26 protein-coding genes are annotated in these 26,771 nt (G+C 54.5%); 14 read left to right on the top strand and 12 right to left on the bottom strand.

What is annotated here, in order from left to right; all coding sequences use genetic code 11:
• Positions 1 to 5: 5 nt before the first annotated feature.
• From napG to HCX89_RS14590, 3 genes are read left to right on the top strand one after another with little or no spacing between them, the layout of a single operon-like run.
• Positions 6 to 749, top strand: coding sequence for a ferredoxin-type protein NapG (gene napG, locus HCX89_RS14600; protein ID WP_045283007.1), 744 nt, complete (start codon positions 6 to 8; stop codon positions 747 to 749).
• A complete protein-coding gene (gene napH / locus HCX89_RS14595) occupies positions 746 to 1,684 on the top strand; it encodes a quinol dehydrogenase ferredoxin subunit NapH (protein WP_025889975.1) in 939 nt (312 codons plus the stop codon). Before napG ends, napH begins: the two co-directional genes overlap by 4 nt.
• Positions 1,681 to 2,121 (top strand): nitrate reductase cytochrome c-type subunit, encoded by a 441-nt coding sequence (locus HCX89_RS14590; protein WP_025889974.1) that lies wholly within the window; start codon positions 1,681 to 1,683, stop codon positions 2,119 to 2,121. Before napH ends, HCX89_RS14590 begins: the two co-directional genes overlap by 4 nt.
• A 107-nt stretch (positions 2,122 to 2,228) precedes the next feature.
• On the opposite strand, the gene HCX89_RS14585 is transcribed toward HCX89_RS14590, so the two are convergent.
• Entirely contained in the window at positions 2,229 to 2,864 is a 636-nt protein-coding gene (locus tag HCX89_RS14585; RefSeq protein ID WP_025889973.1) for a class I SAM-dependent methyltransferase, read from the bottom strand.
• A gap of 968 nt (positions 2,865 to 3,832) precedes the next feature.
• Positions 3,833 to 4,825, bottom strand: a complete 993-nt coding sequence (locus HCX89_RS14580; protein ID WP_025889972.1) for an aldo/keto reductase — start codon at positions 4,823 to 4,825, stop codon at positions 3,833 to 3,835.
• A gap of 96 nt (positions 4,826 to 4,921) precedes the next feature.
• Between HCX89_RS14580 and HCX89_RS14575 the strand changes: the two genes are divergently transcribed.
• Positions 4,922 to 5,854, top strand: coding sequence for a LysR family transcriptional regulator (locus HCX89_RS14575; protein ID WP_028779422.1), 933 nt, complete (start codon positions 4,922 to 4,924; stop codon positions 5,852 to 5,854).
• Between the two features lie 63 nt (positions 5,855 to 5,917).
• On the opposite strand, the gene HCX89_RS14570 is transcribed toward HCX89_RS14575, so the two are convergent.
• Positions 5,918 to 6,391, bottom strand: a complete 474-nt coding sequence (locus HCX89_RS14570; protein WP_025889971.1) for a hypothetical protein — start codon at positions 6,389 to 6,391, stop codon at positions 5,918 to 5,920.
• Positions 6,392 to 6,511: 120 nt separating this feature from the next.
• Entirely contained in the window at positions 6,512 to 9,184 is a 2,673-nt protein-coding gene (gene acnA, locus HCX89_RS14565) for an aconitate hydratase AcnA (RefSeq protein ID WP_071238472.1), read from the bottom strand.
• Positions 9,185 to 9,522: 338 nt separating this feature from the next.
• Between acnA and HCX89_RS14560 the strand changes: the two genes are divergently transcribed.
• Positions 9,523 to 9,783, top strand: a complete 261-nt coding sequence (locus tag HCX89_RS14560; RefSeq protein ID WP_025008966.1) for a DUF5062 family protein — start codon at positions 9,523 to 9,525, stop codon at positions 9,781 to 9,783.
• Positions 9,784 to 9,792: 9 nt separating this feature from the next.
• On the opposite strand, the gene HCX89_RS23100 is transcribed toward HCX89_RS14560, so the two are convergent.
• Together HCX89_RS23100 and HCX89_RS14550 are read right to left on the bottom strand one after the other, a co-directional pair.
• Positions 9,793 to 10,821: a GGDEF domain-containing protein gene (locus tag HCX89_RS23100; protein WP_093982325.1), complete on the bottom strand. Its 1,029-nt coding sequence runs from the start codon at positions 10,819 to 10,821 to the stop codon at positions 9,793 to 9,795.
• Positions 10,822 to 10,931: 110 nt separating this feature from the next.
• A complete protein-coding gene (locus HCX89_RS14550; protein WP_156018842.1) occupies positions 10,932 to 11,072 on the bottom strand; it encodes a hypothetical protein in 141 nt (46 codons plus the stop codon).
• Between the two features lie 95 nt (positions 11,073 to 11,167).
• Here HCX89_RS14550 and HCX89_RS14545 point away from each other — a divergent pair, with 95 nt between their 5' ends.
• A complete protein-coding gene (locus tag HCX89_RS14545) occupies positions 11,168 to 12,049 on the top strand; it encodes a LysR family transcriptional regulator (protein ID WP_167716523.1) in 882 nt (293 codons plus the stop codon).
• Positions 12,050 to 12,061: 12 nt separating this feature from the next.
• Here HCX89_RS14545 and HCX89_RS14540 read toward each other — a convergent pair whose 3' ends face one another.
• A complete protein-coding gene (locus HCX89_RS14540; protein WP_025008964.1) occupies positions 12,062 to 12,931 on the bottom strand; it encodes a universal stress protein in 870 nt (289 codons plus the stop codon).
• Between the two features lie 108 nt (positions 12,932 to 13,039).
• On the opposite strand from HCX89_RS14540, the gene HCX89_RS14535 reads away from it, so the two are divergent.
• Positions 13,040 to 14,236 carry a cation:proton antiporter gene (locus HCX89_RS14535; RefSeq protein ID WP_044735132.1) on the top strand — a complete coding sequence of 399 codons (1,197 nt, stop codon included), beginning with the start codon at positions 13,040 to 13,042 and terminating at the stop codon, positions 14,234 to 14,236.
• A 63-nt stretch (positions 14,237 to 14,299) separates the two neighbouring features.
• Here the strand turns inward: HCX89_RS14535 and HCX89_RS14530 are convergent, their stop codons facing one another.
• Positions 14,300 to 16,537, bottom strand: a complete 2,238-nt coding sequence (locus HCX89_RS14530; protein WP_096140962.1) for a S9 family peptidase — start codon at positions 16,535 to 16,537, stop codon at positions 14,300 to 14,302.
• A gap of 184 nt (positions 16,538 to 16,721) precedes the next feature.
• Here HCX89_RS14530 and HCX89_RS14525 point away from each other — a divergent pair, with 184 nt between their 5' ends.
• From HCX89_RS14525 to HCX89_RS14515, 3 genes are all read left to right on the top strand, one after another.
• A complete protein-coding gene (locus tag HCX89_RS14525; RefSeq protein WP_096140963.1) occupies positions 16,722 to 17,711 on the top strand; it encodes a class 1 fructose-bisphosphatase in 990 nt (329 codons plus the stop codon).
• 207 nt (positions 17,712 to 17,918) lie between these two features.
• Positions 17,919 to 18,446 carry an inorganic diphosphatase gene (gene ppa / locus HCX89_RS14520; protein WP_044735135.1) on the top strand — a complete coding sequence of 176 codons (528 nt, stop codon included), beginning with the start codon at positions 17,919 to 17,921 and terminating at the stop codon, positions 18,444 to 18,446.
• A gap of 421 nt (positions 18,447 to 18,867) precedes the next feature.
• Positions 18,868 to 19,314 (top strand): hypothetical protein, encoded by a 447-nt coding sequence (locus tag HCX89_RS14515; protein ID WP_045283010.1) that lies wholly within the window; start codon positions 18,868 to 18,870, stop codon positions 19,312 to 19,314.
• 30 nt (positions 19,315 to 19,344) lie between these two features.
• Here the strand turns inward: HCX89_RS14515 and HCX89_RS14510 are convergent, their stop codons facing one another.
• On the bottom strand, positions 19,345 to 20,589 hold the full coding sequence (locus HCX89_RS14510) for a dicarboxylate/amino acid:cation symporter (protein WP_167716556.1): 1,245 nt from the start codon (positions 20,587 to 20,589) through the stop codon (positions 19,345 to 19,347).
• 271 nt (positions 20,590 to 20,860) lie between these two features.
• Between HCX89_RS14510 and HCX89_RS14505 the strand changes: the two genes are divergently transcribed.
• Positions 20,861 to 21,058, top strand: coding sequence for a hypothetical protein (locus tag HCX89_RS14505; RefSeq protein WP_141250868.1), 198 nt, complete (start codon positions 20,861 to 20,863; stop codon positions 21,056 to 21,058).
• A gap of 264 nt (positions 21,059 to 21,322) precedes the next feature.
• Here HCX89_RS14505 and HCX89_RS14500 read toward each other — a convergent pair whose 3' ends face one another.
• The gene (locus tag HCX89_RS14500) at positions 21,323 to 22,012 is read right to left on the bottom strand and encodes an LrgB family protein (RefSeq protein WP_025008959.1); all 690 of its coding nucleotides are present in this window, start codon (positions 22,010 to 22,012) and stop codon (positions 21,323 to 21,325) included.
• Between the two features lie 4 nt (positions 22,013 to 22,016).
• Positions 22,017 to 22,484: a CidA/LrgA family protein gene (locus HCX89_RS14495; RefSeq protein WP_025008958.1), complete on the bottom strand. Its 468-nt coding sequence runs from the start codon at positions 22,482 to 22,484 to the stop codon at positions 22,017 to 22,019.
• Between the two features lie 99 nt (positions 22,485 to 22,583).
• On the opposite strand from HCX89_RS14495, the gene HCX89_RS14490 reads away from it, so the two are divergent.
• Both HCX89_RS14490 and HCX89_RS14485 read left to right on the top strand, forming a co-directional pair.
• Complete coding sequence (locus tag HCX89_RS14490) at positions 22,584 to 23,474, top strand: LysR family transcriptional regulator (protein WP_044735137.1); 891 nt, start codon at positions 22,584 to 22,586, stop codon at positions 23,472 to 23,474.
• A gap of 369 nt (positions 23,475 to 23,843) precedes the next feature.
• Positions 23,844 to 25,049: an aromatic amino acid transport family protein gene (locus tag HCX89_RS14485; protein ID WP_028779434.1), complete on the top strand. Its 1,206-nt coding sequence runs from the start codon at positions 23,844 to 23,846 to the stop codon at positions 25,047 to 25,049.
• Between the two features lie 90 nt (positions 25,050 to 25,139).
• Here the strand turns inward: HCX89_RS14485 and HCX89_RS14480 are convergent, their stop codons facing one another.
• Entirely contained in the window at positions 25,140 to 25,577 is a 438-nt protein-coding gene (locus HCX89_RS14480) for a hypothetical protein (RefSeq protein ID WP_025008957.1), read from the bottom strand.
• 333 nt (positions 25,578 to 25,910) lie between these two features.
• Here HCX89_RS14480 and HCX89_RS14475 point away from each other — a divergent pair, with 333 nt between their 5' ends.
• Entirely contained in the window at positions 25,911 to 26,768 is an 858-nt protein-coding gene (locus HCX89_RS14475; RefSeq protein WP_096141191.1) for a DUF72 domain-containing protein, read from the top strand.
• The last annotated feature ends 3 nt before the right edge of the window (positions 26,769 to 26,771 follow it).

Raw genomic sequence — 26,771 nt, 5'->3', positions numbered from 1 at the left:
CAGTAATGGGTGACAAACGCAATAGTGTCAATAACATCAATCGTCGCCAGTTTCTGGCGACCACGGCCAAAGCCGGCTGTGTGATGGGGTTGGCCGGGCTGGGGATATCAGCGCTGGCCAAGTCCCAGTCGCTGGCGCCCCAGGCGATACGTCCCCCGGGCGCCCTAGCCGAAGACGCCTTTCTCTCGGCCTGCGTTCGCTGTGGCCTCTGTGTCGAGGCCTGTCCCTATGACACCCTGAAACTGGCGCGTTGGTTTGAAGGGGCAGCCACAGGCACGCCCTTCTTCAGCGCCCGCAGTATCCCCTGCGAGATGTGCGAGGACATACCCTGTACCCGCGCCTGTCCCAGTGGGGCACTGGATACCGGCCTCGAGAAAATCGAGGATGCCAGAATGGGCACAGCCGTACTGATCGATGAGAAAAACTGCCTTAACTTCAAAGGCCTGAGATGTGATGTCTGCTACCGTGTCTGCCCGCTCATCGATGAGGCCATCACCCTTGAGCGTGCCCGCAATGAGCGCAGTGGCCACCACGCCATGTTTATTCCTACCGTGCATGCCGATATCTGTACCGGCTGCGGCAAGTGTGAACATGCCTGCGTTTTGGAAGAACCGGCGATCAAGGTGCTGCCGCAGAAACTCGCCAGCGGCAAGACCGCCGAGCACGACACTTACATAGACACGGAAAAGACCACCCTGGAGATGCTCAATCAAGGGCTGCCCGGACTGGGTAACGGAGGGGCAATATGAGTCGGAGAAAACATCAAAGCTCAGACACCTTTGCCGCCGATGCCATCGCCACCCTGGGTTGGTGGACGGCACACAGGTTCCTGCTACTCAGACGCTTGTCACAACTGAGCGTTTTGCTGTTGTTTGCCATAGGGCCATTGTTTGGCCTCTGGCTACTGAAAGGCAACCTGTCGGCCAGCCTGCTACTGGACACAGTGCCGCTGGCCGATCCGCTGGTGACGCTGCAGAGCCTGGCCAGTGGCCATCTGCCGGAGCTGAGCCTGCTGCTCGGCGCCGCCATTGTCGCCCTGGGTTATGGCCTGCTGGGTGGACGGGTGTTCTGCAGCTGGGTCTGCCCGGTCAATATGGTGACAGATACGGCTGCCTGGCTCAGACGCAAGTTGGGCCTGCCCAGATTGCCCGAGCTGCCAAGGTCGCTGCGCTACTATCTGCTGGTATTGGTGTTGCTCTTGCCCCCACTGACCGGCCTGTTGGCCTGGGAGTGGCTCAACCCGGTTCCCGTGGCCTACCGAGCCTTGTTGTTCGGTGGTTTCAGTGGCCTGTGGCTGCTGCTGGCGATACTGCTACTGGATCTGTTCGTCAGCGAGCGCGCCTGGTGCAGCCACCTGTGCCCAAGTGGTGCCCTCTACAGTCTGCTGGGCAAGCTGCGACTGGTCAATATCGAGGCGGTAAGAGCCAACGACTGCAACAACTGTATGGACTGTTTTACCGTGTGTCCCGAACGGCAGGTGCTCAAACCCGCCCTCAAGGGAAGCAACCCTACGATAACCAGTACCGATTGCACCCTCTGCGGCCGCTGTATCGATGTCTGTGCCAAGAAGGTCTTTGAGTTTGATACGCCATTAACCCGGCTCTCGCCCAAGGGTGAAGCCAAAGACAAATCCAACAAAATAGATTGCAACCGAATTGCCACCAAGGCGGAGAACAAGCAATGAAAAAAACACTCAGCGCAGCCGCGATGCTGCTGGCACTCAGCGCCTGCTCAGGACAGCAGGCAGAAACGGCTCAGCCGGTTAACGTCAGTTCTCTTGGCGGTGGCGATGCAGAGATTAGCTCTGTACGCCCGGCCGATGCCATGCCTTCCTATCCAATGCGTGGCAATGCCATAGAGCGCAACTACGCCGAGCAGCCGCCGCTCATTCCTCACAAGGCCGACTACCCCATCAGCCTGAAGAAAAACAGCTGCATGAACTGCCATGACTGGAGCAAGGCCAAGCGCATGAAGGCAACGCCTGTGGCCAAGTCCCATGTTATCGACGACAAGGGCACCCTCAATGGACAGAACTATTTCTGTACCCAGTGCCATGTGCCTCAGGCCGATAACAAGCAGCCGCTGGTGGAAAATAACTTCAGCACTGGCGCTGCCAACTGATAGCGAAAAAAACCGGGTCGCTGCTTCCTGGAGGCGCCCCGGTTTCAAGGTACAGCCCCAAAGGGATTGGGGCTTGCCTGCCCTTCCCAGCCCTTCACTTTGATGCCTCAATTTTTTTGAAAGATGGCAATCCGCCGCTCATCGACAAAACATAAGCTCAAAGCAAACGTCTCACAGAGCCAGTCCAATGTTGCGCGATGGAAAAAACTGCAATGGGTAGGATCCCGGGTATAGTGCCAGTCATAAAACTGGGCTTCACTCTGCCAGCGGTCTGTCATTATGCCTAAATAGCCCCCAGGAACCAGACGTGCCAGCAGCGCGCTTATCTCGGCGGCAGGCCTGTGCAAGTGCTCGAAACACTCGCTGGAGAGAATAAAGTCATACTGCGCCTGCAATGGATTGGGGAAAAACAGCGGGTCGAAATCGTCACACGCTATCCCTTCCCTGGCAAGGAGTTTTGATAGTGTCGGCCCAGGGCCACAGCCAAAGTCCAGTCCCTGCATACCCGGGCGCAGAAAGGTCATCGCCGGCGTCAACAGGCGCTGCAAAAAGCCCACATAGCCGGGGTCGTCAATGCTGTTCTCGTGGGTATCGTAAAACTGCTGCTCCTCATTCAAGGGCAGAAAATGCGCAGGGTCGAGAAAGATGAGCCGACACTCTGGGCAGAGAAAATAACGTCTGGCAACCCTGGCGGGAACTGTCTGTTTAGGTTGGGTGTTGGCACACAAGGGGCATGGATTCATCTATGACTCGGTTCACTTTAACGGCTTTGGTTTAACGACTTTGGTTTAACGGCTTTGGTTTTACAGCCTTGGCCTAAAGACTTTAACTCAGAGCTTTAACTCGGGGCCTGGCTCAATACTTTGACTCGGCGGTTGGCTATCATGCTGAAGCCTTCTCGCTTGTCCGCATCAGCCGACGCCAAAAACTGCGCCTACTCTAACAAACCCCAACCCCGGCTCCTAGAGCTTAATCGGCAAGACGCAACAACCACTGTTCCCAAGATTCAGGCAAAAGTCGTAGAGTTTCACCCCACAGCTGCCGCGGGCTTTCGTCCTGGCGACTTTTCGGCATGCCATAAAATCATCCCTGATGGCGCCACTCTGGCATCCCTGCCAGAGTGGGCCTCAAATCCATCAGGACCTGGATTCAGGTGTCGTAGGCTAAATCACCGTCAATACAACTTCGCAGTTTAAGATGTACACCTTTATCCAGGTACAGGCGGAACTGTGACCGTCGAAAACAGGGATGTTTTCGTCGAGCGCCCAGGAATGGGTTTACAGCGTGTCACAGGATCGCCTGTGTGAGAGGCCGTTCTCGGACGTCCTGTCCTTCACGGCATTCAGGCTTCCTGCCTATCCGCACCGCAGGTGATTGGCTGCCGCTTAGTTGGCAGTTAGATACAATTTGGGGCTGAAAGCTATGATAGCCGCTGTGCCTGCGGCAGAAAGTTAAGGTGTAAATGCCTCCATGCACAACGGCCACCTTGGCTCACACTCATAGACTTGTTGCTTAGTAACATTCGCCTTGCTCGACCTTCTAACCCCGGCATCCATGCCTCGCTACACTATTATCATCAACGTCCTGCGACTACTCCAAAGCATATTCCTTGGTATTTGCAATGGCCTATTGTTAGGGTTAGGGGTTAGGCACAATTGAACTTGTGTAAAGCTCACCCCCAAGTAATGGGGATTAGCCAACCCCAGTACCACTACTCATTGGGTAACAACGGCATCATCTGTGCGCCATAACGGCTCCCAGCTACTGCTGTGATGGGAAACGCCTCTTCAATGGCCGCCAACTCCTCTCGGCCAAGAGTCAAAGTGCAAGCCTGAATATTATCCTCAAGATAACGCCGCCGTTTGGTGCCAAACAGAGGGATCAGATGCTCATTGCGGCTGAGCAGCCATGCCAGCGCCAGCTGTGACGAACTGCAACCTCGGCTTTCAGCCAGTGCCTTGATGGCATCCACCAGCGCCAGATTACGTTCAAAGTTCTCCCCCTGAAATCTGGGATGAGAGCGCCTGAAATCATCGGCAGCAAAGTCGTCTATGCTGCGAATAGCACCGCTGAGAAAACCTCTCCCCAGAGGGCTGTAGGCAACAAAACCTATTCCCAGCTCTTGGCAAAGCGGCAATACCTTGCTTTCAGGATCCCGGCTCCAGAGAGAATATTCGCTCTGCACCGCTGTAATGGGATGCACCTTGTGGGCGCGGCGCAGCCTGTCGCTGTCCACTTCACTCAAACCCAGATAGCGCACCTTGCCCTGCTGCACCAACTCGGCCATGGCACCGACAGTTTCCTCTATCGGTACCTCGGGATCCATTCTGTGCTGGTAATAGAGATCGATATAATCTGTCCCCAAACGCTTGAGGCTGGCTTCCACAGAGCGGCGGACATACTCGGGGCGACCGTTGACGCCGCGCTTGTGCACATCTGCTTCATCCCTGACTATGCCAAATTTACTGGCAAGAAAGATCTGCTGCCTACGGCCTTTGAGCGCTTGTGCCAACAGTTCTTCATTGCGAAAAGGTCCGTAAACATCGGCGGTATCCCAAAAGTTGACGCCGCGCTCCAGCGCCAGATCCAGCGTTGCCAAGGACTCTGCATCACTGGCCGGACCGTAAAACTCACTCATGCCCATGCATCCCAGCGCCAGCGCCGATACTTCCGGTCCCTTGCTACCCAGTTTTCGTGTTTTCATCTGTTACCTCCATTGAACTGCCAACAGCATCTTTGTTTTTACCTTTGGGATAAATAACGCTATAACAGCCAGTGTATTCCAAAATCACGAACAATCATGGATAGACTGCAAACCCTGAATATCTTTCGCCGGGTCGCCGAGACGCGAAGTTTCACCAAGGCCGCCATTTTACTCAATCTACCACGCTCGACCGTAACCCAGGCGGTGCAGCGGTTGGAGCAGCAACTCAAGGTACAGTTGCTGGTACGCACCACACGACAGGTCAGGTTGACCGAGCAGGGCGAACAGGTGTTGGATAAGGCCTCGGCGCTGCTGGCAGACTGGGACGATCTTCAGGGCCTATTTGCCAAAGAAAGCTGCCCGGCGGGGCTGCTTAGGATCAACATGCCCGCCAGACTCGCCCGATTGCTTATCTTGCCGGCATTACCGGAATTTCATCAATGTTATCCGGACATAGAGCTGGAGCTTGGCGTTTCGGATCCGCGCATCGATATCATAGGTGAAGGGGTCGATCTGGCACTGCGGGCCGGCACACTGGAGGACAGCAACCTTATTGCCAGAAGTTTGGGATGCTTTGAGATAGTCACGCTGGCAAGCCCGGATTATCTGGCGCGCTTCGGAGTTCCGCAAACGCCTTCGCAACTCAGTAACCACAAGATGGTGGGCTATCTGTTACCCGCAAGTGGTCGTATCGAGCCGCTGGAGTTCAGGCAAGAGGGGAAATACCATCAATACACCTTGCCCCAAAGCATAAGAACCAATGGTACAGATGCCTATATTGCCGCCGGATTGGCAGGCTTTGGTCTTATCCAGGTACCCACTTATGGTATAGCGCCACATTTGCAAAGTGGCGCTCTGGTGCCAGTGTTACAGCAGTATCCGCCGCAAGCCATGCCACTGTCGCTTATCTATCCACGCAAACGCCACCCCAGCCACAGACTGAAGCTGTTTATCGACTGGCTGGTGCAACGCTTCGGCGACAAGTTACCACATGAGGCCGACTCGGTACCGCTAACCTGGGACAACTGACTTGCCTCAGTTCAGCTAAACCGCACTCAGACTCAAGTAACGAGCGGCTTGCCGGGCAACAGGCTATTTCCCGGGGGCTTTTCCCGCTTCCAGCAAAGGCAAGCCGGCCTCAGTTGGAATATAGATGCGCTCGCCCTTGCCTTCCTGCAGCCCCTTGATCCACACGTAACGCAGATAGGCTTCATTGCCCTTGAGTGACTCGCCGATAATCTTGTTGGCTTCGGCAGCCGCCTTGGCACGCTCGATATCGGCCTGCCCTTCGGCCTTGGCTCTGGCGATCATTGCCCGTCCTTCCGCTTCAGCCAGGGTGACTTTGGCCTTGGCCTGCATCAGGGCCGCCTGTTCCCGAGCCTTGGCTTCCTCAATCAGGATCTGCTTGCTCCACTCTGCTTCCTTCAAAGCGGCGATGCCGTCCAGCTCCAGCTTATAGACCTTGTATTTAGGCCAGGCCCAAAAGGCCAGTAAGATCAGCAGTATGGCAACGGCTGTCATCAGAGCCAGGCTGCCGAGGGCTACGGCTTGTTTGTTTTGGTACATGGGCGCTCCTGCCACTTGAGATTATGCGGCATTTTAAAACATGGAGCGCTGTGGCACCACTTGGCTTTTCCCAATAAAAAACCGCACCCAAAGGCGCGGTTTTTGCCTGAAGCAGCTGGGCTATTCGGCGGCCAAACGCTCCAGCACATACGTCAGCACACCGCCGGCACGGTAGTAGGCAACCTCCATGCCGGTATCCAGGCGGCTGAGCAGCGCTATGGTTTTGGACTCTCCATTGGGATAATGGATCTGCGCCTGCAGCTTCTGGTTTGGCTTAAGCTCGCCATCCAAGCCGAGAATATCCACTGTCTCATCACCAGTCAGGCCCAGAGTCTGACGGGTTTCCCCGGGCAGAAACTGCAATGGCAGCACGCCCATACCCACCAAGTTGGAGCGGTGAATACGCTCAAAGCTCTCCACTATGACCGCCTTGACCCCGAGCAGCAGCGTACCCTTGGCGGCCCAGTCACGGCTGGAACCTGTACCATATTCTTTACCGGCAATAACCACACTCGCCTGCTTTCTGGCGCGATAGGCCATGGCAGCGTCATAGATAAAGCGCACCTCAGATTCGCCCTGCATCCGGGTAACACCACCTTCATGCCCGGGCACCATCTCATTGCGGATACGGATATTACCGAAGGTACCGCGCATCATCACCTCGTGATTCCCGCGGCGTGAACCGTAGGAGTTGAAGTCCTTGTCGGCTACACCATGACCGCGCAGATAATCGGCTGCCGGACTGTTTTTGGGGATCACCCCGGCCGGGGAGATATGATCTGTGGTGACAGAGTCTCCCAATAGCGCCAGAATCGCGGCCCCCTTAATGTCGTCCGCATTACCGCCGTATTCGGCTTCGAAGAAGGGCGGTAACTGAATATAGGTGGAGGCGGGATCGAAGGCATAGGTTTTGCCCGAGCCCGAGTCGATGGCGCGCCAGGCATCATCGCCATGAAACACATCGGCATACTGCTGCTGGAACAGGCTGCGACTCACCTTGCCCATTACGGCGGCTATCTCGGCGTTGCTGGGCCAAATGTCCTTGAGGAAAACCGCTTTACCATCGCGGCCTTGGCCTATGGGATCGCGACTGAGATCGATACGGCTGGTTCCCGCCAACGCATAGGCGACCACCAGAGGAGGCGAGCAAAGCCAGTTGGACTCCACCAAGGGGTGGATCCGCCCTTCGAAGTTACGGTTACCGGAAAGCACTGAACCCACATGGATCTTCTGTTCGCTGACCGCCTTGGTGACCGCCTCCGGCAAGGGACCAGAGTTACCTATACAGGTGGTGCAACCATACCCCACCAGGTTAAAGCCCAGGCTATCGAGTGCCGTTTGCAGTCCGGCCTGTTGCAGATACTGGGTCACCACCTTGGAGCCTGGGGCCAACGAAGTCTTGACCCAGGGCTTGCGCTCCAACCCCAGCTCCACCGCCTTTTGTGCCAGCAACCCGGCGGCCAGCATCACCGCCGGGTTGGAAGTATTGGTACAACTGGTAATGGCGGCAATCACCAAATCGCCATGGTGCATGGCAAGCTCGCTGCCTTCGAGTACAAACGCCTGCTCAAGCTCGCTGCGCCCCGAGAGACGAATGGCATCTTCGGCCGCCTGCTTGAGCTGACTGACGGCGACTCTGTCCTGGGGCCGCTTGGGCCCGGCCAGGCTGGGTTCAACACTGGCAAGATCCAGGCTCAGGGTATCGGCAAACTCGGGGGCGCTATCGCCAGTCTCTCGCCACAGCCCTTGCGCCTTGGTGTAAGCCTCCACTAAGGCAACCGTCTGTTCATCTCGGCCACTGAGGCGCAGATACTCCAGTGTCTGCGCATCCACCGGGAAGAAGCCACAGGTCGCACCATATTCCGGTGCCATATTGGCAATGGTGGCTCGGTCGGCCAGCGGCAACTGATCCAAGCCATCACCATAGAATTCGACAAATTTACCCACTACCCCCTGGCGGCGCAGCATCTCCACGACTCTGAGCACCAGGTCGGTGGCTGTAATGCCCTCACTGAGCTGCCCCTTGAGCTCGAACCCCACCACATCCGGGATCTGCATTGAGATGGGTTGCCCCAACATGGCCGCTTCGGCTTCGATACCCCCGACACCCCAGCCAAGTACCCCCAAGGCGTTGATCATAGTGGTGTGGCTGTCAGTGCCCACCAGTGTATCTGGATAGACCCAAGTGGCTCCTTCTTCGCCAAGCCCCTGCCAGACACCTTTGGCCAGATACTCGAGGTTTACCTGATGGCAAATGCCGGTACCCGGTGGCACCACGGAGAAGTTATCGAAGGCGCCCTGGCCCCACTTAAGAAATTGATAACGCTCGAAGTTGCGCTGCATCTCAATCGCCACATTGTCCCGATAGGCATCCGGATTGGCGAACTTGTCGATGCTGACCGAGTGGTCAATCACCAGATCCACCTTGGAGAGAGGATTGATCTTTTGCGGATCGCGCCCTTTGGCCACCAGCGCCGCCCGCATGGCGGCCAGGTCGACTATCGCCGGGACGCCGGTAAAGTCCTGCATTAATACCCGCGCCGGATGATAGGCGATCTCCTGCTGGCTGCCGCGGCCGCGCCCCTTGGCAAGCGCCTGCAGATCGTCGATATCACAATGGTCGGTATCCAGATGCCGCAGAATGTTTTCCAGTAGCACCTTGCAACTCTTGGGTAATGCGGCAACCTCGGCAATTTCCGCCAAGGGCCCTTCATTGAGGCTGTAGTATTGGAATGAGGTGTTTTTGACGGTCAAGGTACGTTGCGCCTTGGCTTGATATTTGACTTTGGACATCACTTCTCTCCCTACGTTGAGGTACGCCATTCCGTGCAGAAGCTGGCTCACCGAGCGAGAATGAAAAGGTATGGAGGCAAGTAGGACAATGGAAAGTTCATCGGGATAAATCGACATTGGCCTGCACCGTACAAGCACCTTTTCAACACGCCTCAGGGAAGCTTGTTGGAAAATCCACCTTCTATCGGGAATGGTATTAATCCTTGTCGTTCCAACGACCAGCTTAAAGTATGCTCAAATAAGGTACAAGGGCACCTGAGGCTGTCGAAGGATTTTTAAGTGTAATCTCAGTCACTTTGCGTTAGCTTAGGAGCAGGCACAAGCTGGGAGCGATACAGATGAAGAAACACAAGAATGAAGCGGCTCTGTTGAAACTGGCGTTGGAGATAGGTTTGGGATACTCGCTCAAGCGTGGCTTTGCCCCGCTTGGGGACAAGGTGCCGGAGAAAGAGAAAGTCGAGTGCGTCTATCGCCTCTTGGTGCAGGATAAACTGATAGGGCCATTGCCATCGGACAAGGAAGATGGCCCCAATATGAAACATAGGTTGGTAATGTGGATCAGCGGCAAGTTGCCCAAGGAGCATCCACTGCTGCAGTAGCCGCAATACTCAGGACTGCGGCGGTTCGATTCGGTTACGGCCATTGAGCTTGGCCTGATACAGGCGCTCATCGGCCTGACGATACACCTGGCGCAGCTCAGGTTTTGGCCTGGAGCTCGGCTCTGGTGACAAGGCTATGCCAATACTGACGCTTAGGCCCTGCGCTGTGGCCAAGTCCAGGGGCAGAGACTCAGCCGCCGCTCTGACAGACTCCGCCAGCCTCTGCGCCTCGGCCATGTCCGCCACCGGCAGCAAGAGACAAAACTCTTCACCGCCGACGCGAAAAACATGCTCAGGGGACGGCACAAACTCCTGCAGTAGCCGCGCCAACTGCTGCAACACCCTGTCGCCGGCATCGTGGCCCAAATTGTCGTTAATCTGCTTGAAATGATCGACATCCACCAGCAAGAGTGCCAAACGCCCTGTTATCTGTTGCTGCAGTAGATTGAATACCGGTTCAAGATGCAAACGGTTGTAGACAGAGGTCAGTGGATCCAGCGCCGCCATCAGTTGCAAACGTTCAACCATTTCGGCCCGCTTGCTCTCAAACACATGACTCATGATCCACAAAGTAGACAGACACAGACCCACATTGATGAATAGGGAAAAATGCAGCTCCGACTCCAGCATAACCAGCCGCAGCAGCAATAGACTCATACCACCAAAGATAAATACCGCGTTGAAACCCACGCCCCAACGTTTACCCAGCAGCAGATAAGAAAGCAGCGGAAAGATAAATAACCAGCTATAGAGAATTGAGCTCAAGCGCGCCTGCCAAATTCCCAGCAGCACGATGAAAAAGAGCAAAGATAGAAAGCATAACGACCACTCTTTCAGCCTGGAGGTTGTGGGCAAACGGTAGAGCAACAACAGACAGAAACCGGCCATGGCCAGTTCCATCAAAGACAGTAATGGCAACCCCATATACCAGTTAAAGCCACTGAACAGTACCCCGAGGCAAAAAATAGTCCATGCGCTGACTTTGAGCGCAACCCGACGGTACTCGGATTCGTCCGTCCATATCTGGCTGAGATCCACAAGCTTCCCCTTGAATTAATCAGGCAAATACTAACCCAAAGGGCCAACAGGGCAAAACAAAGGAAGGGGTATTGGCGGGATAAAAGAAACCCGGCACGGGCCGGGTAACTTTAGACTGCTTTGGCTTTTTTGTGGAACATCAGCTTCCAAAAACTCTGGGACTTGGCTTTGGCAGGCTTGGCCTTGTGTTCCTGAGTTTCAGTGGCGGTTTGCCACAGAGAGCTGACCCACAAACCTTGATAGGCTTTCATCGATTTTTCCTCTTTACTTGGGACGCTGATCAAATTAACGCCGCCATGACTATTAGTAAAATGAATTAATTCCATAGCGAGAATTCCAAATAAGCATGAACGTACCTATCAAGACCTTACACTGCTTTCTGACCCTGGTGGAAACCGGCAACTTTACCCGCGCCGCCGAGCAGTTGTACCTGACTCAGCCGACATTGAGCAAGATGATCCAACGTCTGGAGGAATCCCTGGATCAACAGCTCTTGATCCGCAGCAATCAGAAGGTAGAGCTCACTCAGGCCGGAGAGATATTCCATGCCAGCGCCTGCCAGATAATAGGTCAATGGCACAGAATGGAGCAGGACTTGAGTAACTTGAGTGGCCTCAAATCCGGCCACCTGCGCCTCGGGGTCTGCCCTATGATGAGCAGTCTGACCATAGATCTGTTGACCGAGTTTCGCCGCACCTATCCGGCGGTCGAGTTGCAGATGCATGAATACGGTGGTTTTGGTTGCGAGCAGGCACTGCTGGCCGACACTCTGGACATCGCCTTCACGGCGCTGCCGGCCACCCATGGAGAGCAGCTATCTTCATCGCCGCTGCAGGGTTATCCACTGAAGGTCTGCCTGCCGGTAGGTCACCCACTGATCAGCAAGCAGGCGATAGAATGGCGGGATCTGGCCGAGTATCCTTTCATTCTCTACAACGAGGACTTTTCACTGGCAAAATTATTGACCCGCCTGAGCCGCGAAGCCGGGGTCACGTTGAATATCGCTTTTCGCAGTGGTCAATGGGACTTTCTCGGCGCAATGGTACAGGCCGGAATGGGGCTGGCGCTGCTGCCGGAGCCCATCTGCGACAAGCTCGGCGAGCAAACCCTCAGCTATCGGCCCATGGCGAGTGAAATCACCTGGCAGCTAGGGCTGATTTGGCGTAACAACCTACCCTTGACCCCGGCCGCCGAGGCCTTGGTTGCCCTCAGCCAAAAGGGCTTGTGAGCAGGCAAGCTATCAGCTTGTCTGTTCCTCATCGGTTGGGATCACCAGCACATTGCTGCGCACGCGCCGCAAGATCTGCTCGGCGGTATTGCCTATCACCCGCCCCATCAAGCCCTGGCGCTGACGAGCACCTATCACCAGATAGTCGCTCTTGAGCCTGCAGGACAACTGATACAGACAAAGATCCGGATCGCCGGCAATGATATGGATCTGCTCTTTGGGAAGCCCGGTCTGGTCCAGCATGGCCTGATGCTTACGCCAGGCCGACTTGACCATTTCATGCAGGTTGAGCACCTCAAGATCGCGGATCACCTTGGGTACCCGGATGATATGCGCCAGATGCAACTTGGCACCGCTGGCCTCGGCCAACTGGCGGCCATGTTGCAACACCAGTTGGTTGAGGCGCTGTTTTTGCTGGCTTCTGGCATCGAGATCCACCGCCATCAGAATACTTGACGCCTTCTTGATCGGATTGTCGCTGAGCAGCATCAAGGGCACCTTGGTACTGCGAATAAGATGCCAGTCGGTCGGCAGAAAGTGCTCGCTCTGGTGAACTGTCTTGACCACCATATCAAAACCATAGCGGCCGGCATGGTTGCTGACATGCTCGTAGAGATACTTGCTCCAGATGATATGCAGCGGTACATCTTCGGCATCCAACTCCTTGAGATGAGCCGACACCTCGGCTTGCTTCTCCTTCATCAGCCGCTGCTGGGCGGCCCCGGCAAGCCGTGGGCTATAATAATCATCACCGGAAAAATATTCGTAGCAATAAGCAAATACCTGTGGTTGCTTACCTAGTAGTTCCGCTACTTCCAGTCCCTTGGCAATCGCATCAGTGTTAGCCTCTTCATGTTGTTCGATGATAAAAAGCTTACCCATTTGTTTTCTCCGGATTTTTCTGGTAATCGGCTATTTTTTAGACTCTAATCTGATGCAGAATAAACCATACTGATCCCGATCAACAATTGCACCTATGGGGGATACTCAATGTCGATAGATAGCCTGTTGATCGCCTTGTTCCTGATCTTGCTGTTCTCCCGGGTGCTGGGAGAGTGCTGTAACCGTATTGGTTGGCCGCCGGTGGTGGGGGAAATAGGTGCAGGCTTGTTGCTTGGCCCTTCAGTGCTGGGCTGGCTCGAACCGACCCAGGTACTGGCTAATATCGCCGAACTCGGGGTGATACTGTTGCTGTTTTCCATCGGCGCCGAAACCTCGATAAAACGTCTCTACAGCGCCGGGCGCCAGGTGGCAGCGGTGGCCATTATCGGCATAGTGGTGCCGCTGCTGCTCACCGGCCTGGCCGCCTTTTACTGGCTGGAGCTGTCGCTGTTTGCCGCCCTCTTCTACGGCTGTACCCTAACAGCTACCAGCATAGGCATCTCCCTCAGGGTGCTAAGCGACAGTGGCCAGCAACAATCCAGTGCCGGTCATTTGATTCTGGGAGCGGCGGTATTCGACGATATTGCCGGGGTAATACTGCTCAGTTTGCTGTTCAACTTTGCCAGCGAAGGCCAGTTGGCACCGCTGGCAATTATCAAACTCTGTGGCTTACTGCTGCTGTTTCTGCTGCTGGCGCCGCCTCTTGGCAGAATGCTGGTCTATCTGCTGCGGGTATTCAGCTACCAGTCCCAGACACCCGGCTATGAAGCCGTGGTTATGCTGACACTGATCTGCCTGTTTGCCTGGCTGGCACACCTTTTCGGCGCTCCGGCACTGCTCGGCGGTTTTGCCGCCGGTTTGGCGCTATCAAGGCAGTTTATCTGGCCCTGGCAGAAGTATCTGCAAAACCCCTTTCCCTTTACCCACAAGCTGGAAAAATCGATGCAACCACTGACCGATGTGTTCGCGCCTGTGTTCTTTGTCTATGTGGGGATCAGCCTCGACTTGAGCCAGTTGAACCTCAGCCCCTACAGCCTGTTACTCTTGCTGGCGATGATACTGCTGGCATTTATCGGCAAGCTGGCCGCCGGTTTGGTGGTTAGCGGCACTTGGCGGCAAAAGCTGATAGTCGGCAGTGCCATGGTGCCCAGAGGTGAAGTAGGTTTGGTCTTTGCAGAAGTGGGGCGGCAGTTGGATATCATTCCGGCCAAGGTATTTACCGAATTGGTGTTGGTAATAGCCATCACCACCCTGCTCGGCCCCTTGCTGCTCAGACGCCTGTTGCCCAAGGAGGGCGAAGCATAAAAAGCCGCGCCATATGAGGCGCGGCATTTTCAGCTATCAGATAACTTCAGCTTACCGGCTCAGTTAGTTGCCTTTCAGCTCTGTTTCGAGGAAGTCGGTCAGCGAACGGTACAGATGGGTGCGCACCTTATCGCCCCGCATCGAGTGCTTGGAGCCGGGGTAATCTATCATGCGGAACAACTTGCCTTCATCCTGCAGCGCCTTGTATACCCGGGTACTGTTCTCGAACAATACATTGTCATCGGCCATGCCGTGATACATCAGCAAGCCTGAACCATACTTGCTCACATAGGGGAAGACACTGCTGGCCTCGTAGCCCTTGGCGTTGTCATCAGGATGGCCGAGGTAGCGCTCGGTGTAGTGGGTGTCGTACAGGGCCCAGTCGGTTACAGGGGCGCCACTGATGGCCGCCTTGAAGTAGTCGGGCGCCTTGAACAGGCTCATCAGCGCCATATAGCCGCCATAGCTGTGGCCATAGATAGCGATGCTGTCGGCCTTGACCCAGGGAAGGGTGCGCAGGAAATCGACACCTGTCTTCTGATCTTCCACTTCGGCCTCACCAAGATGGCGGTAGATTACCTGCTCGAAGGCCGAGCCTCTATGCGCCGAGCCCCGGTTATCCAGTTGGAACACGGCAAAGCCCTGCTGCAACAGATATTGGGTGTAGTAATCCTGCTCACTCCAGCTATTGACCACCAACTGGGCGTGAGGCCCACCGTAAACCCGCACCACCACGGGGTATTTAGCCTGACTATCGAAATTCACCGGCTTGAACAGGCGGTATTGCAGCGCCTTGCCATCTTTGGCCTTGAGGGTGCCAAACTCCGGCAACTGCCACAGCCCAGCATAGTCATACAGAGGGTGTCCGGCCTTGACGGCGTTCTCTTCCACCCAAGCCAGATGCTCACCGCTTTGGTTGTGCAGACTCACCTGGGGAGGCTGCGACAGACTGTTGAAGTAGTCGAGGTAAACAGATTCCTTGTCGGCAAACACGGCATTGTGCATGCCGCCACGCCGGCTGATCCGTTCTATCTCACCGCCATTGAGGCTGACCCGATACAGATGGCGCTCGACCACACTGTCTTTACGACCACTGAAATAAACCCAGCCCTGCTTTTCATCTAGGTGTTCTATCTCATCGACCGCCCATTTCCCCTGAGTCAGTTGCCGTTTGACCTTGCCCTTGTTATCAAACAGGTAGATATGGTTGAAGCCATCACGCTCGGATGCCCAGATAAAGCCGGGCTGCTGCTTGAGAAAATAGAGGTCGTGGTTGAGGTTAACCCAGGCATCGCTGCGCTCGGAAACCAGAGTCACGGCGCCTTTGCCCTCGCGGCTGTCTACCTGGCGCAGATCCAACTGCTGCTGACTGCGATTCTGCCACTGGAACGACAAGTGCTTGCTGTCCGGCAGCCATTTCACCCGCGGCAGATAGATATCTTTCTCACTGCCGAGATCCATCCATTGAGTCTTCCCGGACGCCAGCGACACTACCCCCAGGGCAATCTCAACATTGGGCTTGCCGGCATAGGGATAACGCTGCTCGGTCAGCTTGATGCCATCGGCATAGATCTCATTGCGGGTCACCAGCTCTACACCCGACTCATCGATGCGGGTATAGGCGATGGCCGATTCATCCGGTGCCCACCAGTAACCTGTCATACGGTCCATCTCTTCCTGAGCCACAAACTCGGCCATGGCGTTCTTGATGGCCCCGCCACCATCCTGGGTCAGCGCCGTGAGCTTATGGTCTTTCAGCTTGAGAACATAGAGGTTTTGTTCGGCTACAAAGGAGACAAAATTGCCCTTGGGCGACAGTTTGGCATCTGTGGCAAAGGCGTCCCCAGTGGGCAGCAGAGTCACCTTGGCATCGGCCAGGCTGAAGTAGTAGAGTTTACCGGCCGCCGGGATCAGCAGTGCCTGGCTGTCGTCGGCCCAGAAGTATTCCATGATCCCCTGGCCATACACTCGCTGCCGCTCGCGGCGGGCCTTCTCTTCATCGGAAAGTTCACCGGCTTCAAGCCTGGAGGCGTCCAGCAGCAGACTGACCTGGCCTGTGGCGACATCCATCTGCCAAAGATCGTAGAAATACTGATTGTCTTTACGGCCCGCCAGGTAAGTAACCCGCTTGCCGTCGGGAGACAGTTTCAGCCCTCGGGGGCTGGCACCGGCCAGTGCCGGTGAAGAATAGAGGCGCTCAACCGTCAAAGGGGTTTTGCCCCCCTCCAGAGCGAAAGACTGGCCGGAGGCCAGTGTCAAAGGTATTGCCATAAGCGCCGAAGCCATCCAAGTTTTTTTCATTATTATTTCCGGAATTGTAGGATACAGGGGCTTTGGCATCCGGCCACAGCCCAAAAAAACAGCCCTCATTCTGCCCCAATTGACAAGGGATCGGCAAACCCGTGCAATTGGCCGCTGAAATATCGCCGGTTCTCGGTTATGATCCTGTCCCAGAAAAAGCTCAGACCTCTTTTAAGGAAACAAGATGCAGACTCTGGCCCAAACCCTCAAACAGCAGGCTGTCAGCCCAGCCTTGTCCCAATTGCTCCTCACTCTGGCCCAAAGCTCAGTCGCCATCAGTCAGGCGGTAAGACACGGTGCACTGGCCGGTGTGCTGGGCGCCACCACCCAGGAAAACGTTCAGGGTGAAACCCAAAAGAAACTGGATGTGATCACCAACGAAATGCTCAAAGATGCCCTCAAGGCCGAAAGCACAGTGCGCGCCCTGGCATCGGAAGAGGAAGATCATATTGTTGAGGTCGGTGACAGCGGTGAATTTCTGGTGTGTTTCGACCCACTGGATGGCTCTTCCAACATAGACATCAACTCGCTGGTGGGCACCATTTTTTCTGTACTGCCGGCACCCGAGGGGGAGATCAGCGAGCAGAGTTTCCTGCAAAAAGGCAGCGAGCAACTGGCGGCGGCCTATGTGCTCTACGGCCCATCGACCATGCTGGCCCTGACCATAGGCCAAGGGGTACAACTCTTTACCCTGAACCCGGACAGCGGCGAGTATCTGTTGACCAATGAAGCAGTGAACATTCCCAAAGACACCGCCGAGTTCGCCATCAATATGTCCAACCAGAGATTCTGGGAAGCGCCGATGCAGACCTATATTGCCGATCTGCTGCTCGGCAAAATAGGCCCGAGAGAGAAGTCGTTCAACATGCGCTGGATTGCCGCCATGGTGGGCGATGTGCACAGAGTATTGAGCCGCGGCGGCATCTTTACCTACCCAACTGACAACAAGAACCCGGATAAGCCCTACAAGCTGAGACTGATGTACGAAGCCAACCCTATGGCACTGCTGGTTGAACAGGCCGGCGGCAAGGCCAGCACAGGTTATCAGCGCATTCTCGACATCCAGCCGGAGCAAATTCACCAGCGGGTAGCTGTCATCCTGGGCTCGGCCAATGAAGTCGATGCCTGCCTCGAGTACCATCAGCAGGATTACAGCGGCGAGCCTGAACTCTAAACGCCGCTTGGGGCTGCCGTGGTCGGCAGCCTTGAATTGGCGGTATGGGCCAGGGCCTAAGACAGATAGCCTTAGATGAACTGTTGGCAATTAGTCTTAAGACCGCGGCCTTTCATTGGCAAGCCGTCAAATCGCGCTATAATACGCGCCACACTGAACTTCAGGCCGGACCTGAAATAGATTTATACACAGTCTAAGGATACTTCCATGAGCTTAAATGCAGTGCCTGCGGGCAAATCCCTGCCAGATGACATCTACGTGATCATCGAAATCCCACAAAACCACGACCCTATCAAGTATGAAGTGGACAAGGACACAGGTGCCTTGTTTGTGGATCGCATGATGACTGCGCCTATGTTCTATCCTTGCAACTACGGCTATGTGAACCAAACTCTGAGCCTGGATGGTGATCCGGTAGACGTGCTGGTTCCTACTCAGTACCCACTGCAGCCAGGCAGCGTTATCCGTTGTCGTCCAGTTGGCGTACTGAAAATGACCGACGAGTCGGGTGAAGATGCCAAGATTGTTGCCGTACCACACGAGAAGATCTCCAAGGAATACGGTCATATCCAGGATGTGAACGATCTGCCTGAGCTGCTGAAAGCCCAGATCAAACAGTTCTTCGAACACTATAAGGATCTGGAATCCGGCAAATGGGTTAAAGTTGATGGCTGGGAAAATGCCGAAGCCGCCCGCGCCGAAATCCTGTCAAGCGCCGAGCGTTACAAAGGCTAAGTGGCCCTGTAACCCGAGGATAAGCATAAAAGCCAGCCAACTGCTGGCTTTTTTATTGGCATTTCACAGCTTCAAGTGCATAGGTTTAAGTTGGTTACCAGGAAGAATACCCCGCCTATCAAGGCTCGCTGCTCCCGAGTCATCAGCCCTATTCCATCCAGCTTTGGTCCAATTGATAGCCATTAGTTAAAACCGTCTCTCAGGGCCAAACTTCCAGACTACAGGCAATGAGTTTCAAACAGGATAAATAGACAAAAGCCATATACAGTACGGCATGTAAACCTAAAGTCATACAAATGAGAAGTTACCAGCAAACGAAACAATAATAATTACCCAAAAAACAACCTCTGCTATAAAATCGCCAAGCTTTTGACAAAAGTACTTAATTTGACGCCGTTAGTTAACCTTTCCAAGAGACACTATGAATAAGTTGCTGCTGTCTGCACCTCTGCTAAGCGCGTTGGCTTTGACGGCATTTCATTGCCGAGGTGATGTAGAACATTTCCACCAGATATCCTTCCATCAGGATGCGACTCAACTGCAGATACAGTGCTCAGTGCAACAACCCCAGCCGAGATTGATAGTGAGGGTGCCTCAGTCTTATGCCTATAGTCAGGATCCCAGTGTCTTGGTGTTAAGAACCGCCGATGGTGAGATCCTGCAGCTGGCCAGCGTGAGCTCGTTGACGACACTCACCACCCAGGCCCGCGCCGATGAAGATCTCTGGGCCGAACTGACCTCGCTTCACAGTGAGCCAATTTCGCTTGAAGTTATCTCGTTTCGCTCCGGTGGCTCTTTCTCATCGGCTATCCAGATGAGCGATTTCCAAACCAGTCTGGCACAGCTCAAATCCAGCTGTCAGCCATAAAAGAAATCCGGCCAGTGGCCGGATTCTTTATCAGGCGTTAACCGCCTCTGTCTGATGTACCTTCTCTGTTTGGTCCACTATGGTAAGCACTGCAGCGTCGCCCACCACATTGCAGGAAGTCAGCACCATATCTATGATTCTGTCCAGCGCCGCCACTATCGCAAAAGCTTCCACGGGTAAGCCCAGTTGATGGATCAATACACCTATCATCACCATACCGCCGCCGGGAACCCCGCCGGCGCCCACCGACAGCAGAAAGATACTGAATATCAGAGTTGGCAGCTGTTCACTGGAGATAGGCTGACCAAAGGCGTTGGCGACAAAGAAGATGGCGATAGTGATATAAATCGACACGCCGCCCATATTCATGGTGGCACCCAGAGGCACGCCAAACCCTGCCACTGCTTTGTTAACCCCGAGCTTTTCGGTCAAGGTTCGCATGGTCACCGGGATGGTGGCATTGGAGCTGGCAGTCGACAGAGAGAAAAGGATCTGCTCTTGGGTCTTGGCACGAAAACTCTTGGCACTGACCGGGGTGAACACAGCCACAGCCAGAGGATAAACAATGAAAATCCACAGCAGCAGCATGGTTAGAATAATCGCCATATAACCCAGCACACTGAGAAAGACTTTGGCTTCCAGGGTGGCACCCAGTTTGAACATCAGCGCAAACACACCAAATGGCGCCAACTGCATCACAGTCATAATGAGCTTCATCATGATCCTATTGGCGACCTGAAAGCCTCTGACAGCTGAGCTGCCGGCTTCATCCAGCGACTTGATAACTCCGCCCAGCAGCAGCGCCATAAAGATCACCTGCAACATGTTGCCCGACATAAAGGCATCGACAGGATTGCTTGGCACTATGCCGACAATCAGGCTCATCAAATTGGGCAGTTCAGTCGCGGTAATGGCCACATCCGTGCCACCACTCATATCAACCCCGACACCGGGCTGCAGCAATAGTGACACACACACCGCCGCCAGGATGGCGACCAGAGTATTGATGATATAGAAGCTGAAAGTCTTGCCGCCCAAGCGGCCGAAGCTCTTGAGATCCTGCAATTCGCAGACACCACAGACTATGCTGACAAACACCAGCGGCATCACCAGCATCATGATCATATTGACAAACATGGTGCCTGCCGCGGTGGCTACCTCGACCAAGGTACCGGAAAAGAAGCCGATATGGCCCAGCCCATATTGCACCAGTGAGCCCAACAACAGGCCGCTGAACAGACCCATAAAGATCCGTCCGGAAAGAGATTTGAGTATCGCCATTGTACGTTCCAATTCGGCATCGTTCCTGATGCACAACTGTCTTCCCTGTTCGCTCTGGGAAGGGATAGTGAAACATGCTACTCAAAAATTCAATGACAAAATGATCAAAACTCGCCTGGGCAACATGCAACAGCTGTCAAATAAAATGCAGAAAACATTGTTTTTAAATAATTTTTAAACTTATTAAATAAATTCACTCAAGAATGGCGCGTTTACAAAAGCACAAATCAGAAACAAATAGCAAACAAATACAAAATACTTGACAGTGAATAACTCCAAAAAATCATATAAAGAAGCATTAAAAACCAATAAATATGGAATTAGCAGTGAGCCAATTAGCCAAGCCGCTATTTTACTGCAGATCCTGCTTGTTAATTTCGCCATCAAACCGGAATTTCCTGCCTGCACAGCTTCAGACACAAAAGCAGCCACAGAGCAAACCACGCATAAAAATACGAGATAAACAGCGAAGGAGGAAACCACAAATACGGGACAGGGGAAGCATAAATGCGCTATCGGAAAAGATAGTCATCTAGCTAAAAAATGGACAAAAAAAAGCCGGTGGGGCGCACCGGCAAATCAAGCAACATATTACCTGAGAGGCTCAGGAAAAACGCCTGACGATGCAGGCGGTCACCACAAGAAAAGGCCATCGGGTGATGGATAGACTCAAAAATGGCAGTAACCCTTGTGGCCAGGTCACCTACTTGAATCAAATTCGGTTAAATCAAACAAAAATCAACGCAAATAAGGGCGCGCCGAGCACCATGGCAATGCCGGTAAAGATCATCGTCAAGCTGGCAATCACGCCTTCCTGCTGACCAAACTCACTGGCTTTGGCGGCGCCGGCCCCATGGGCAGAAGCACCGAGTGCCACCCCTTTCCCAAGAGATGTTTTTATCCTCGCCAATTTAAACAGCGGCTCACACACCAGCATGCCTATCACGCCGGTGAGCAACACCAACATGGCGGTTAATTCCGGCACGCCACCGAAGGCACCAGTGGCCTCCATGGCAAATGGAGTCGACACAGAGCGTACCAGTACGCTGTGGCTCAGTTCACTGGGCAGAGGCACCAACTTGACCAACAGCCAGGATGACACCAGGCCCAGCATGAGTCCGGCCATAACCCCAAGGCTAATGGTGATCGGATAACGGCGGATTAACTTGCGCTCGCGGTAAATAGGTACAGCGAAAGCTATGGTGGCCGGAGCCAGTAATGCCATCAGCCAATGGGTGTACTCAAAATAGGTCGGCAGAGGGATCGCCAACAGCAGCACCACGGCCAGCACGGCCAAAGGCGCCAAAAATATCGGTGCCAACCACCAGCTACGATGCCTTCGATATAAAGCCTTGGCGCCGTAATAACAGATAAGAGTGATCAGCAGACTCAAGAGAGCAAGCAAGGTATGAGACATAGGGTTACCCTTGCACTCCATGTTTGGCCAGTTGGCGTTTCAAATTGAGGCGCCGCTCGAAGCGAAACACCCTATCCACCACGAAACCGGTTCCCAGCAATACCGAAGCGCTGCCGAGCACCAGGGTCAGCATAATATTGAAACCATACTCCTCCAGCAGGGTTTCATACTTGAGTACTGAAATCACGGGTGGAATAAAAAACAGCAAGAGATCGCCAATCAACCAGGCCGCTCCCAGTTGCAACGCCTTTTCCGGTATAAGCTTGAGCCCGAGCGCCAACAACACTACCAGCATCCCAAGCACACTGCCGGGAATGGGAGAATGCAAAGCGGCGGCCAAGGCATGAGTGGCCCATGCAAGCAAACAGATAGCCGCAATTTGCAGCAAGGTCGCGCTTATGTGTTTGCCTTGGAGCCAAATGACTTTGGCCACTCTGTGAGGAGAAGCCGGGCGTTTGCTGAGGGAGTGCATATCTTTACCGAATAACTTAACTGGGGTTTATTCTAGGCTTGCAATATCAATAAAAAAAATGAATATTAAGCATAGTTTGCATTCCATAGAGTTATTCAATTGGATCTGAAAGTTGTTCGCTACTTTATTGAGATAGTGGATGCCGGCGGATTTGCCAAAGCGGCGGAAAAGATCCACCTGACCCAACCCGCGCTGTCCAAGTCTATTCGCCAGTTGGAACAGGATCTGGATCTTGTGCTCTTGGAAAGGGGCAAACGCGGCAGCCAGTTACGTCCCACAGCAGCCGGAGAGGTCGTCTACCGTCACGGCCAGGAACTATTGAATGTACGTCGCAACATGCTCAGAGAGCTGGCGGCGCAGCGCAGTCTCAACTCGGGTGAACTGCATCTGGGACTGGCCCCCCTCGGCAGTGCCGAACTCTTTGCTCCTGTCATCGCCCGCTTTCGCAGCCGCTATCCCAAGGTGCAGATGCATCTCTTGGTTCGCGGCGGCGTAGAGCAAACCGCGGCCCTCAAGAAGGGGGAAATCGAACTGGCAACCGGGATCATCTCCTTTGAGGATGAGTTTGATGGCATCAGGATCCGCCGCGACCCAATGGTGGTGGTATTGCCAAGACAACATCCTTTGGCCAATAGCCAAGAGCTGACCCTCAAGGCATTGGCAGATATTCCACAGATACTGTTCGAACCCGAATATGCCCTGCATGAGCTGGTGATAAATGCCTGTCAGAGAGCCGGCTTCAGCCCCAAAGATGTGACTCGGGTCAGTCATCCCGACTTTGGTATCGCCCTGGTGGCAGCAGGCACAGGTGCCATGATACTGCCCAGCTTTATTGCCGAGCGCCACGCGGTGGCCGGGGTGATCAGTATTCCTCTGGCCGCATCCGATCTGATCTGGGAGCTGTCGCTGTTTTGGCGCCGGGGGCAACCACTGTCTTTTGCCGCCCAGGCCATGGTCGAGCTGGTCAGACAACGGCTGGCGCTGAGCTGAAATCCCGACGCTTCAAGTGCTGCAGCCGAGTTAATTTTCGCCAACCGAGTCACAGCGTACCGTTACAGCAGTACAAACTCATTGACACCCTCTTTTCGCGCCGCTAAGGTGAATCACACTTTTCCGGGCCCAATGGGCCCGGGGTTCATTTACACAACCCGAGGTTCGCAATGCGGCCAATACACAAGCTTTATCTCTATCCCAAGCCACATTGGCTTTGATGGGGATAATGACCTGAACTTCCCTCTCCTGTGAGCCATTGTGGCTTTGTTGTCAGGTTTCGTTACCGGTTATCCGGCTCTCTTGGGGATCCCTCAAACCAAAACCCTGGGGACCCAGTACGAAAATGCTTGTTGAGAATGTAATAAAATGAAGAACAACAAAACCTTCGGTAGCATGCTGATCATTGCAGGCACCACGATAGGCGCCGGGATGCTGGCGCTGCCGCTGGCTTCTGCCGGCCTGGGTTTCGGGGTCGCCTCGATACTGATGCTACTACTCTGGGGATTGATGAGTTACACAGCGCTGTTAATGCTGGAAGTGCATCAACATGCCCCGGCTCATGCCACTCTGCACACCTTGGCGCACAAGTTGCTCGGCCGTAAGGGGCAGTTGCTGGCCAGCCTGGCGATGATGTTCCTGCTGTACGCCCTGTGCGCCGCCTATATTGCCGGTGGTGGTGCCCAGCTCAACGATAAATTGGTTCGCTATGCGGATTTAACACTTCCCCCCCAGGTGGGTGCCATTGGCTTTGCCCTGCTGATAGCCCTGGTGGTCGCCATAGGCACTCATTCGGTCGATATGATTAACCGGGTGTTATTTGCCTTGAAGATTATTGCCCTGGTCATCATGTTGGCGCTGCTGTTGCCCCACGCCCAAGGCGGATACCTGCTGGAGCTGCCGTTGCAGCAAGGTTTGGTCATCTCTGCCCTGCCGGTAATCTTCACCTCTTTTGGGTTTCACGGCTCTATCCCCTCAGTGGTGCGCTATGTGGGGCTGGATATCAAGGCGCTGAAGAAGATCATGATTGTCGGCTCGGCCCTGCCGCTGCTGGTTTACCTGCTTTGGCAACTGGCCAGTCAGGGCGCCTTGAGCCAGAGTGAATTGATGGCCTCCAAGGAGCTCCCCAAATTCATCAATGGCTTGGGGCAACTGCTGCATAACCCCATGATAGGCCAGACTGTATCCATATTTGCCGACCTGGCACTGGCCACCTCCTTCCTAGGAGTCAGCCTGGGGCTATTTGATTTTATGGGCGATATTCTGCGACGCAACGACAGTGCCGGCCACAGGCTGCAAACGGCGGCCATCACCTTCCTGCCTCCGCTGGGATTTGCCCTCTTCTACCCTCAGGGATTTATGGCCGCCCTGGGCTATGCCTCGATAGCTTTGGTGATACTGGCAGTATTCCTGCCCGTCGCCATGGTCTGGAAGCAAAGGAGCCAGCCAATGTCCGAGGGCAGCTACCGGGTTGGCGGCGGCAAAGCGGCACTCATGCTGGCTGCGCTGTGCGGGGTGGTGATTATTCTCAGCCAACTGCTGCAAATGGCCGGGATACTGACCAAGGTAGGCTAACAAGGGATTGTATGGAGTCGGCAAACTGGCCGCCGTCCATTCTTAAAGTAAAACGCAGCTCTCGGGCTGCGTTTTACTTTGGTTCATCCTTCAGTTTATCGGTTCCAACGATACTCTGAAGCGACTGGCTGACAGCTGGGAAAAAACCAGGTCAAACCCTTCCGGGATCTCTTGCTCACTGATGACGACTCGCTGATCCAGCTGCTGTTCCAGGGCCTGTTGGCGCCGCTGCTGCCTTTGCTGCATTGCGCTCCTGCCACTGATAAAACTGGCGCCGCCAAGCAAGACTCCAACCAGCGCCAGCAGATTGGCCACCATGGGATTGCCTATTTGCAGCGCACTGGCGTCATCCAGCAGCCACCAGAGAATGGAGGCACTCAGCAGTAATACCCCAAAGGCCAACCTGGCTATCGCGCTCGGCGCATTGTCTATCGGCAATACCAATTGGATATCGGCGGGTAAGTCTGCAAGGGTTACTGTCTGGGGTAACGGCTCGTCCTGCGCTGAGGCACTCTGGGGATCGGGCATAAATCATCCTTAATTTGAATGGAATGGGCTGAAACACGCGGGTCGGCTTCAACCCAATTTAACGACATCTTGTCCTTATGTCTGTGGTTACTGCCGTTCACAACGGCCGGTTCATTATACGCAAGCATCAAGAAGCGTCGCAAACTCAATGTGTTATCAATTTGAACTCTGCTGGAAATCTGTGCATTTTGTGGCGGCAATAGCGCCTGCTGTACTCACTTGGCAAACTTGACCCCAATAGTGACGGCAGACACAATAGCGCCGGAGACTCATTTGACGGAGCCCGTGGTGAGCGGTCAGCAACAGATACCAGAGCTGAAATTGGGACTGGCCATGTGGTCCCATAACCAGTGGCAGCAAAGCCTTTATGGAAAGGGGACGCCTCAAGCCGAGCGTCTGGCGCGCTACGCCGAGGTTTTCAATACGGTGGAGGGCAACACCAGCTTTTATGCCACCCCGTCAGCAAACAGCGTCAGTAACTGGCGCGATGCCGTGGGTGAGGACTTTCGCTTTACCTTTAAACTGCCACAGGAGATCACTCACAAGTTGCAACTGAGGCACTGTGACGATGAGCTCAAGCAGTTCCTGCAGGTGATGTCGCCACTGTTTGCCAAGACAGGTCTGTGGAAGATTCAGTTGCCCGGCTATTTTGGCCCAGAAGCCCTTGGGTCACTGGACGCCTTTCTTGGCAAACTGCCAACCGAGTTGCCTCTTGGGGTTGAGGTGCGCCACCCGGCCTTCTTTGCCAAAGGGGAAGCCGAGCGTCAACTCAACCGCTTGCTGCTGCAGCGCTCGGTCAACCGCATCATAATGGACACCCGACCGGTATTTGCCGCGCCGCCAAACAGTGCCGCCGTCATCGATGCCCATGAAAAGAAACCCAAAGTACCGGTACATGCCATAGCCACCGGCCGCTATCCCACAGTGCGCTTTATCGGCCACCCTGAGCTTGAGGCCAATCAGGGCTTCTTCAAGCCTTGGCTGGACAAGCTATGCCAATGGCTGGAGGAGGAGCGCCAACCCTATCTGTTCATCCACACCCCGGATAATGCCCAGGCACCTGAGCTGGCCATAAGCCTGCAGCGTCTGCTGAGCGCTCGCTGGCAAGCCAAACACGGCCAACCTCTTCAGGCGTTTCTGCTAGCTGAACAGGCTGACTCCCAAAACCAACAGCTGGGTCTGGCACTGTGACCG

The sequence above is a fragment of the Shewanella sp. Iso12 genome (assembly GCF_012030025.1).
Lineage (GTDB): Bacteria > Pseudomonadota > Gammaproteobacteria > Enterobacterales > Shewanellaceae > Shewanella > Shewanella algae.
The sequence above is the reverse complement of the archived record's forward strand: the minus strand, read 5'-3'. Positions and strand labels throughout refer to the sequence as shown.